We start from the raw sequence: 9,357 nt of genomic DNA, 5'->3' as shown, positions 1-9,357 counted from the left end.
GCCGATGGCGATCCTGCTTACCGCCCATGACAGTTTCGCCCTGCAAGCGTTCGAACTGGCCGCCCTCGATTACCTGCTCAAACCCGTCGATGACGAACGCTTCGATGAAGCGCTGGACCGCGCCAGGCAGGCTTTTCCCTACCGCGGCCAGGGCCGCGCCGCCGCATTGCCAATGGCGCCGGTACGCAGCTTCAGCGTTCGCGTGGGGTCGCGCACGGTGCTGGTGCCGGTCGATGACGTCGAGCGCATCGAGGCAGACGGCGACTACGCCTGCCTGCATGCGAACGGCAAGACCTGGCTGGTGCGCGAACGCCTGCACAACCTGGCGCTGCAGCTCGATCCGCGCCAGTTCCAGCGCGTGCACCGTTCAGCCATCGTGCGGCTGGACCTGATCGCCGAATTGCGCTCGCTGACCAACCGCGACGCCATGCTGCGCCTGCGCGACGGCAGCGTGCTGCGCGCCAGCCGCTCTTATATGCCGGCGCTGGCGCAGGCACTGCAACAGGCCGGCAACAAACCCGCATGATTCATGTGCATTTTCGTAGTTCAACCTGGAGAGACGTATGGTAGATGGAAAGAAATTTATTGCAGCGGTCGTGATGGCCGCGCTGTTGTCGTTGCCTGCCTTTGCGGCCGAGGGCACCGTGCTGGACGCGTCCGCCCGCGCTGCGATCGTGCAGACACTGGTCGCGAAAATCAACGCCAATTATATCGACCCGGCGGTGGCCGAACGCGTCGGCGGCGCGATCGCCAAAAAGCATGCCGACGGCGGCTACAAGGACGCCAGCAACGCGAAAGCGTTCAGTGTGGCGCTGGCAAAAGATTTGCGCGAATTGAGCGGCGACCTGCATTTCGGCACCACGCTGGACGAAGGATTCCGTGAGTCCGGCAGGAATGCCGAGCCACCGAGCCGCGCCAGGATGGAGGAGTCGCGCGAACGGATGGCGCGCTGGGGCTACGGCATCGAGAAGATCGAACGCCTGCCGGGCAACGTCGGCTACATCGAACTGCGCGGTTTTGGCGCCACGGAATTCGTCGGCCCCGCGTACTCGGCGGCGCTGTCGCTGCTGGCGGGGACCGATGCGCTGATCCTCGACCTGCGCCGCAACGGCGGCGGCAGCCCGAACAGCGTGGCTTACCTGATGAGCCATTTCTTCCCGCTCGGCGACGAACGCCACCTGATCGACATGTACCATCGGCCCACCGGCACGACGCAGCAGTACTGGACCGTGAGGACGGTCGCACAGCGTTACGACAAGCCCGTGTATGTACTGACCTCGGCTCGCACGTTTTCCGCCGGGGAAGATTGCGCTTATGATTTCCAGACCCAGAAGCGCGGCACGCTGGTCGGCGAAACCACCGGCGGCGGCTCCAATCCCGTCGGCTGGTTCGCCATGGGCAGCAGCATCGTGGTGGCGATCCCCACCTCGCGCGCGACCAACGCCGTTACCAAAACCAACTGGGAGCATGTCGGCGTAAAGCCGGACATCGCCGTGCCCGCAGCGCAGGCCCTGCAGGCAGCCCATGTCGCCATCCTGCGCAGCCTGGCGTCATCGGCAAAGGACGACGCCGAGCGCACGGAACTGCAGCGCCTGCTGGCCATGGCGGAGAAAGGGGAATCCGACAAGCCCGTCTATACGCTCAGGGGCGAGCCTTAAACATAACATTTGGAAATGGTTGCCTTGCACCACAGAGTTTTCCTACACGCTGGCAGGCAGTACCCCTATGCACAGGCTCGGGCGTGGCGGAGACAATGTTTTCTCCGACGCGCCATTGATTGCATCGCCAACGGAGGCGCACCGGAAACAAGCAGGTCAGGCAGCCACGGGCTGTCATGCATATGTATCCAACTTATATAAAGGAAACTATCATGAACTCGAACAAAACCACCGCCAACCAATCGAACCAGACCAGCAAATCGTCGTCGGACAAACAGTCCGATAACATGCAAAAAGGTAATCAGCAGTCCGGCAACCAGCAAAGCGCCGGCAAGCAAGGCGGCACGCACGAGCAGCACGTGGAAGCCGGCCGCCAGAGCCACAAGAACGACGCCAGCCGCGCCGGTTCTTCGCAGCAGTCAGGCAATGCCCAGGGCAACCAGCAATCGGACCGCTCGCAGGGCAACCAGCAGTCGGCCTCCGGCTCGGGTTCCGGTTCGCGCGGCGGCACCCATGAACAGCATGTGGAAGCCGGCCGTCAAAGCCACAAGAATGACGCCAAGCGCTAATTTTATCGGTTAGCAGCATCACTACTCGGCCAGGCCGGCATATTGCCCGCCTGGCCGATTGCCATGGGGACACCCTGCCATGAGATATCCGTACACCCTGCTGCTGTCGCTTTGCCTGGCTGCCTGCGGTGCCGACAATAGCGAGTCAAAAGTCGACGCGCCCGGCGCGCCGGCGAAAATATCGACGCGCACCCTGGAAGCGGGCGCCGCGGTATTGCAGGACAAGCCGCCGATTGCGGCGCTCAATGCCTATCTCGACGGTTTTCATTTTTACAATGGCGATATGAAAAGCCAGATGGAAGCCCATCATTATTGCGCCATCGTCAACGAGGACGTGATCCAGTGCGTGATTTACGATGGCAACGTCAAGGACGCCAAGCTGATGGGGGTCGAATATATTGTCAGCGGCAAGCTGTACCAGGGACTGCCGGCGGCCGAAAAGGCGCTGTGGCACAGCCACGTGCATGAAGTGAAGTCGGGCCACCTGATCGCGCCCGGCATTCCGGCGGTCGCAGAGAAAACCCTGATGCAAAAACTGGTCGGCACCTATGGCAAGACCTGGCATACCTGGCATACGGATCTGCACAAGGAACTGCCGCTGGGCGTGCCGCAGCTGATGATGGGATTCACGCAGGACGGCCAGGCCGATGCGGCCATGGTGGCCGGACGCGATGCGCGTTTCAAGGTCGACGCGCAGGAAAAGCGCCGCCAGCGCGCCGATATCGCCGCGCCCGCCATCGATCCGGGCGCGGACGCCTGGCAGCATGGCACGGTGATCCAGTTGACCGACCCGGCCGGAACCGGCCATGGCGAGGCGGCGCACGCGCAAAAATAGGCGCCGTGGCCACAAGCCCCCATGCGCCCGTTGTCTGCCGGCGCATTCTGGGCGATAATTGCGGCCATGAACGATACCACTACCTTACCCCCATTGCCCGATCGCCTGTCGATCGACCCCAGCAGCCCTTATCACGTCGCCGCCGTGTTTGAAAACGACGTGGGCATCAAGTTCAACGACAAGGAACGCCTCGATGTCGAAGAATATTGCATCAGCGAACGCTGGATCAAAGTGGCTTCCACCAAGTCGCTGGACCGCCGCGGCCGTCCGCTGCAGATCAAACTGAAAGGCAAGGTCGAAGCGTTTTACCGCTGATACCTGACCGTCCTGTTGCAAAAGGCCGATTCGATCGGCCTTTTTTGCGTCTGGCGCCACGACGTTCAGCCGCTGCTGCCGATTAATCCCGCTGCTGCGGCCATCGGCAGCCACAGCATGGCGTCGGCCAGCAGTTCGTCGCGTGGCAGCGAGCAGGCATCGGCCGCCTGCAATGCACAGTCATGCAAGGTAGCCGATGGCTGCTGCCGTGCCGCCAGCAGAAAGTGGAACTGCCACGGCAGCAAGCTGTGCATGCTGAGCCGGTAATGCAATCGCGCAATGGCCAGATAGCTTGCGCCGGGTTCTGGCTGCGGCGGCACATCCCCATCGTGCGCCGTTTGCGCCTCGCGCCAGAAGGCCTGCATGGGAAACGACAGGGCCAGCAGCCGCGTGCACGGCGCCAGGTTGACCCCGGCGTCTTCCCCCAGCAGCCAGCCGATCTCATGCATGGGAGACTGCGGGTGTTTTTCCAGCCCCGGCGCCCTGCCCGCCTCGCTGCGCGCCCGCTCCAGCCGCGCCAGCTCGATCGGAAACTGCAGCAGTCCTGCACTGCCGGGCGGCTGGCTGGCCGCCAGGAAATCGGCAAAGCCGCCGCCCAGGTCGTACAGCGTGGGCGAGCGCGACGGGTGGCGCCACACATAGGCGCGCGCAAAAAAATCGAACAGCTCCGCGCCCATGGTACGGCGCAGCACGGGAAAGTCGGCCTGCAGGCATTCGAGCAGGCGCTGCACATAGCCTTCCGCATAGATATGCAGGCGCGCCTGCCTGTTGCCTGCGTCCTTGAGCACGTCTCCCTGTGCCAGGCCATGGCGCTGCTGCGCCAGTTCGGCGCCGCGCGCCGCGCCGCCGGGCGCCGTCATGGCCGTCAGGAACCATGCTTGCAACTGCGCCAGTGGAACTTGCTGCGATTCAGGCATGGACGTCTCCCAGATGAAAGCCGAGCGGACTGGACACGGCGCCGCGCGCCTGTACGATTGGTGGCTCGTCGACACATTCGCCCCGTTCTGCCGCGCGTGCCTTGGCCAGTTCGGCCAGCAATTGCGGATATGGCGGAATATTCGCGTCCCACTCCAGCAGCGCCGACACGCCGCCCGTCAGCCGCTGCGCCAGCGCATACAGCCGCCAGACGGCGGCCGGCACCGGCGCATCGTGGGTGTCGATCAGCACCTCGCCGCAATCGGTGGGGCCGGCCAGGTGGATCTGCACGATGTGCCGGTGCGGCAACTGGCCGATGTAATGGGCCGCGTCATAGCCGTGGTTGTGCGCGCTGACGTATACATTGTTGACGTCGAGCAGCAGGCCGCAGCCCGTGTCCTCGGCCAGCCGGCCCAGGAACTCCCATTCCGGCATGCTGGAGCTGGCAAATTCGACATAGGTGCTGGGGTTCTCCAGGATCAGCGGGCGCCCCATAAAATCCTGCACCTGGTGCACGCGCGCGGCCACATGGCGCAAGCTCGCTTCGTCCAATGGCAGCGGCAGCAAATCGTGGCTGTTGACGGAGGCGGCGCCGGTCCAGCACAGGTGATCCGAGACCCAGGCCGGCCGAAATTCGGCAGCGAGCTGGCGCAGCCTGGCCAGGTACGCCAGGTCGAGCGGATCGCTGCTGCCGATCGACAGCGACACGCCATGCATGACGATCGGCACCTGCGCCGCCACCTGCTCGAGTACATGGCGGCCATAGCCATGATTGCCGATAAAGTTCTCGCTGATAATCTCGAACCAGTCCACCTGCGGGCCGTGTTCCAGGATGTGCTGGTAGTGCTGCGGGCGCAGTCCGACGCCCAGGCCCAGATGCGGCAGGCCCAGGCGGGGAGCCGCCAGTTGCTTGGCGGCCGTCATCAGGTCGACGGCGGCAGGGCCAGGCGCAGATCGGTCGGCGCGGGCTTGGCTGCCGGGGTTTCACCGCGCGCCGCCATCACCTTGCTGTACGCTTCCCAGGCCTTGTCATACACGTTTTCGCCGAGCGCAAAGCTCAGCGTCTCGCCCAGCGACTGCGCCTTGTGATCGGGTCCGGGACCGAAATTGTACAAGGTCATGTTGCCCGGCGTGGCGTTCGGAAACAGCTGCGAGGCCGAGATCGGCACCGCGCAGCCGCCGAAGGTCGCGCATTTGTTATCGCTCGGCGCGCTGTACACCTGGTCCTCGGGAGCCGGCGGCGCCGGTTTTGGCGCGCCGCACAGATTGCCGGCCACCTTGGTCACTTTGGCCGAATGGCCGCATGAGGACCCGCCGCACTGGCCGCCGCCCGTGTCGAGCTGGGCAAAGCCGCAACCGCCCTGGGCGTGGCAGCCGTTCGAGCCGCGGCAGGTGTGATACACGGCCAGCGCGGCGCAGGTGGACTCCGCCTCGCCTTCCAGGTGCATGCCCTGGCAGGCGTGGTACAACACATCCTTGTCGCGCACCGGCACGCCCGTTCCGAGGTTCGGTGCCTGGCCCAGCACGGCCCAGCAGATGGCCATGCGGTCGCCGGCGCCCACCATCGACGGATACGGGAAGTCGGTATCCTGAACTTGCCAATAGGTATCGAGTACAGAAGTGATGCCGTAGATGGCGCCGGTGGCCACCGTGCTCAGCATTTGCAGGGTATCGGACTTGTCCTTCAGGCGGTTCAGCGCGCCCGCCACCTCGGCCGGGGTCGGGATATTCTTCGGCGCCGTCCCCGGGTTGTAGCGCTCGTTGGTCAGCAGCGCTTCGTCCCAGCGGTTGCCCTCGCCATGCCACTGCTTCCAGGTCATCACGGGCAGCATGTCCTGCACCTGGCCAAAGCGCTCGTAGTGGTCGTATCTGGCGCTGTCGTGGCGGGCGGCCGCGTCGCGCGACTCGGCGTCCTTGCCGTCGTTGGTGTACGACGGATAATCGGCTTTCAGCGCCGCATCGTCTTCGCGGTAGTCGGGCTGCACGGCCATCAGCATGGCCGCTGCGCTGCGGCGGTAGCGCTTGATGGCGCCGTCGCTGCCTTCGCCCTGGTCGGTAATGGCGGCCATCATGTCGATCGCCTGGTTGAACGAGGTGATATTGCCACCGTCCTGGTTGTTCTTGCCGAAACTGGTGGCAAACTTGGGGAACTCGGCCTTTTCATGGCCCTTGACGGTGGTGTTGAACATGTCCTGCTGCACCGAATTGTTGACGTACAGTTTCTGCCACAGTGTCTGGCCATCCTCGTATTCGATGCTGATATAGCGCGCGTAGCATTCGTACATATAGCCGATGGTGCCGAACAGCGGCAGGTCGTGCACATGCTTGCCCGGCGTCCAGCCCGCCAGCGGCACTTCCGGGAAATACTTGGTGTGGTTGACGCTGTCGAACGCGCGCAGCTCTTCGCGCGCCTGGTGTTCCGGCTGCTCGATGGCGCGGAACAGCTCGCACTGATTGGCGTTCAGCTCTTCCAGGTTGACGCGCACCTGGCTGTAGCTGCTGGTGTCTTTCAGGTCGACGATATGCGGAATCGTGCTCAGCTGTGCGCCATAGCAGGTCCAGCCGTGTTCCAGATCCTGCAATTCGGTACCGGTAAAAGACGGCGCCGCGCCGATGGCGGTGGCGATATTCGAGGCCATCTGCAAGTGCAGCATTTCCTGGATGAATACGCTGAAGATGATATTGAACGCCTTCTGCTCGTTCGACTCTGGCCGCGCGGTGGTGCTCATGCCGGGCCATTGGCGTCCTTCATAGTAGCGCACGCCTTTCGAATTGATCTGATGCGTGCCGTAGATCGAATACATGGTGGCCATGTACAGCGGAATGGTAAACAGCTCGACGCTGACAGCCGCCTGCGCAATGGCGCGCACGGCCGCCGTATCGGTGGCGAGCTGGTCGAGCGGACGATTCTTGATGAATGGTTGGGTGCTGCCTGCTTCGGGCATTTTCATGCTGGTCTCTCCAGGAAGATTGCATATTGGATGGTTGCCGACGACGGCGCCCTGCTGCGTGGCGCCGGCAATGGCGAGAATATGATAATCCCAAGAAAAGTATTTATACGGCAATATTTTGAGTCGGTAAAAAAGAGCCGTTTTTGATTCGCTCAGCCGCAACCCTGCCCCGAAAAAACAGTGATTTCCATTCGATTGATGACAATTGGATAGATTTTATAATTCGCGTGCGTGTATAAACCAGCCGCCGCAGATCATCGGCGAGTAACTATCGTTACAGTAGTGACTATCCGGGAATGATCACAGTGGCGCGACAGCGCAGTTTGCGGTAGCCGTAGTCAGGTGTGGCTCCTGTGAACGGTGCCGCAAGGATAGCCAATATCCGCCTGGAGGTTGTTGTTATTTAATTAATTGCCTTATGTAACAACGCCGTTCGCAGCCGTGTTTTTTTCGTCAATGAATTTATAAAGCAAGGATTTTTCAGAACTGGTCAGGTGGGAGGACTTTTCTGCGCACACTCTGGCATCCGAGAACTCGTTATTCAAGGCATGAATTATGGAGATATATTGCGGGCATCCGTATTTGTAGTCCCAGCCAAGTCCGCCTTCAAAATTTTTGCGCAGCAGCGGCACTTTGGAGAGTTTCTCATTAGACAGCGCGCCGATATGGTTGATTTTTGCAGCAAAGTCATCAAATATTTTGAGGTCTTTAATCAGCCGCTCCATCTGAATTTTAAAATCCTGCAAGAGGTCAAAATAGTAGCTGGTGTTCATGTTGCTGTTGGCGGGGGTAAAAAGCCGGATATTGCCCCACAGCGTAGCCGGGTTCACGACTGGCGCGCTGAATATTTGGTGTCCGATCTTATTTATCTCGGGCAGATCAATAAAAACCAGTACGTTAATCGAAACAATGTTTTCAGGGTAGCCCGCCGATGTGGCTTCATGGCTGATCCTGACTTCGCACGCTTCAGTATTCTTTACGAACGATGCCCGGCTTTTGTCGCGAGTGTAATTCAGGTCGATCAATACTGACGCTATCCCGGCTTGTATCTTCTTTTTGAATTCTGCTTTGGTCATGTTTTATCTCTGAAATAAACCATTGCCATCCGATAGTGCTGCATGCTGAAATCGCTTTCCATTGAGTTGGAATGCAGCCATCGGGTGGTCGGCTGATCGAGTGGCTACCCTGTCCGTGTCCTTGAATGACCATTGCCCGCATCGGCGACTTGGTGCGTGGGGCTGCCAGTCATCGCACCATGGCGCCGCTTGCCAGTACAGCAAGCAAACGCATGGCATCAGTGCCGCTGGATCTCGATCAGCTCGATCTCGAACAGCTTGGGCCACAGCTTGCCGGTCACAAACAGGCGCTTGCCGTGCTTGTCCCAGGCAATGCCATTGAGCACGGCGTCGGGATTGGCGGTGCCGCGCTGCTCGGGCGGCAGCAGGCCCGTCAGGTCGATCCAGCCCACCACCTTGCCGCTGGCAGGGTCGATGCGGGCGATCACGTCGGCGCCCCAGACATTGGCAAACAGCTGGCCGTCGACAATTTCCAGTTCATTCAGGCGGTCGATGGCCTTGCCTTCGGCCTTGACGTCGAAACGGCGTACTTCGGCCATGGTTTTCGGGTTCAGCACGCGGATGGCGGCGCTGCCGTCGCTCATATAGACATACTTCGCATCGCTGGCCAGGCCCCAGCCTTCGCCCTTGTATTCGAACTTGCGCTTGAGCTTGAAGGTTTTCTGGTCGAACACATAGCCGGTCTGCGTGGTCCAGGTCAGCGCCATGATTTCATCGCCCACATCGGTAATGCCTTCGCCGAACACGCTCTGCTCCAGCATTTCGCGCTGTAGTACCCTGCCCGTCTTCAGGTCGACCTTGCGCAGCGACGACTGGCCGTTCTGACCCGTGCTCTCATACAGATGGCCGTCCCTGAACAGCAGGCCCTGGGTGAACGCGCGCGGGTCGTGCGGATAGGTGTTCTTGACCAGGAAGCCGTAGACGGGGATCACGGCCTGGGCCGAGGCCATCGGCCCCATCAGCGCGGCAGTCACCAGCAAGCCCGGCAGCATGGAATCGGTGGCGCGTTTGCAGAAGGCTTTTACGGTGGTGTACATG

Annotated in this window: 10 protein-coding genes; 5 read left to right on the top strand and 5 right to left on the bottom strand. The window is 61.5% G+C overall.

The window, feature by feature from the left end; genetic code table 11:
• The 5 genes from RTQ46_RS17950 to RTQ46_RS17930 all read left to right on the top strand — a co-directional run.
• The coding region (locus tag RTQ46_RS17950) for a LytTR family DNA-binding domain-containing protein (protein ID WP_312438702.1) at positions 1–526 on the top strand (526 nt) is incomplete at its 5' end.
• 37 nt (positions 527–563) lie between these two features.
• The gene (locus tag RTQ46_RS17945) at positions 564–1,658 is read left to right on the top strand and encodes a S41 family peptidase (RefSeq protein ID WP_312438700.1); all 1,095 of its coding nucleotides are present in this window, start codon (positions 564–566) and stop codon (positions 1,656–1,658) included.
• Between the two features lie 212 nt (positions 1,659–1,870).
• Complete coding sequence (locus RTQ46_RS17940; RefSeq protein ID WP_312438698.1) at positions 1,871–2,227, top strand: hypothetical protein; 357 nt, start codon at positions 1,871–1,873, stop codon at positions 2,225–2,227.
• Positions 2,228–2,306: 79 nt separating this feature from the next.
• On the top strand, positions 2,307–3,062 hold the full coding sequence (locus RTQ46_RS17935; RefSeq protein ID WP_312438696.1) for an OBAP family protein: 756 nt from the start codon (positions 2,307–2,309) through the stop codon (positions 3,060–3,062).
• 66 nt (positions 3,063–3,128) lie between these two features.
• The gene (locus tag RTQ46_RS17930) at positions 3,129–3,377 is read left to right on the top strand and encodes a DUF3297 family protein (RefSeq protein WP_065308447.1); all 249 of its coding nucleotides are present in this window, start codon (positions 3,129–3,131) and stop codon (positions 3,375–3,377) included.
• 65 nt (positions 3,378–3,442) lie between these two features.
• On the opposite strand, the gene RTQ46_RS17925 is transcribed toward RTQ46_RS17930, so the two are convergent.
• From RTQ46_RS17925 to RTQ46_RS17905, 5 genes are all read right to left on the bottom strand, one after another.
• Entirely contained in the window at positions 3,443–4,294 is an 852-nt protein-coding gene (locus RTQ46_RS17925) for a DNA-binding domain-containing protein (protein WP_312438694.1), read from the bottom strand.
• A complete protein-coding gene (locus tag RTQ46_RS17920) occupies positions 4,287–5,198 on the bottom strand; it encodes a DUF692 domain-containing protein (RefSeq protein ID WP_312438708.1) in 912 nt (303 codons plus the stop codon). The genes RTQ46_RS17925 and RTQ46_RS17920 overlap by 8 nt, the downstream gene beginning before the upstream one ends.
• A gap of 17 nt (positions 5,199–5,215) precedes the next feature.
• Positions 5,216–7,243: a ferritin-like domain-containing protein gene (locus RTQ46_RS17915; protein WP_312438691.1), complete on the bottom strand. Its 2,028-nt coding sequence runs from the start codon at positions 7,241–7,243 to the stop codon at positions 5,216–5,218.
• A gap of 416 nt (positions 7,244–7,659) precedes the next feature.
• Positions 7,660–8,319: a hypothetical protein gene (locus RTQ46_RS17910; protein ID WP_312438690.1), complete on the bottom strand. Its 660-nt coding sequence runs from the start codon at positions 8,317–8,319 to the stop codon at positions 7,660–7,662.
• A gap of 218 nt (positions 8,320–8,537) precedes the next feature.
• Positions 8,538–9,356, bottom strand: coding sequence for a glutaminyl-peptide cyclotransferase (locus RTQ46_RS17905; protein ID WP_312438688.1), 819 nt, complete (start codon positions 9,354–9,356; stop codon positions 8,538–8,540).
• Position 9,357: the final 1 nt, after the last annotated feature.

It is taken from the genome of Janthinobacterium sp. (genome assembly GCF_031995485.1).
In the GTDB taxonomy this organism is placed as follows: domain Bacteria; phylum Pseudomonadota; class Gammaproteobacteria; order Burkholderiales; family Burkholderiaceae_D; genus Janthinobacterium.
Note: the sequence above shows the minus strand (reverse complement) of the source record. Positions and strands in the feature narration are given on the sequence as shown.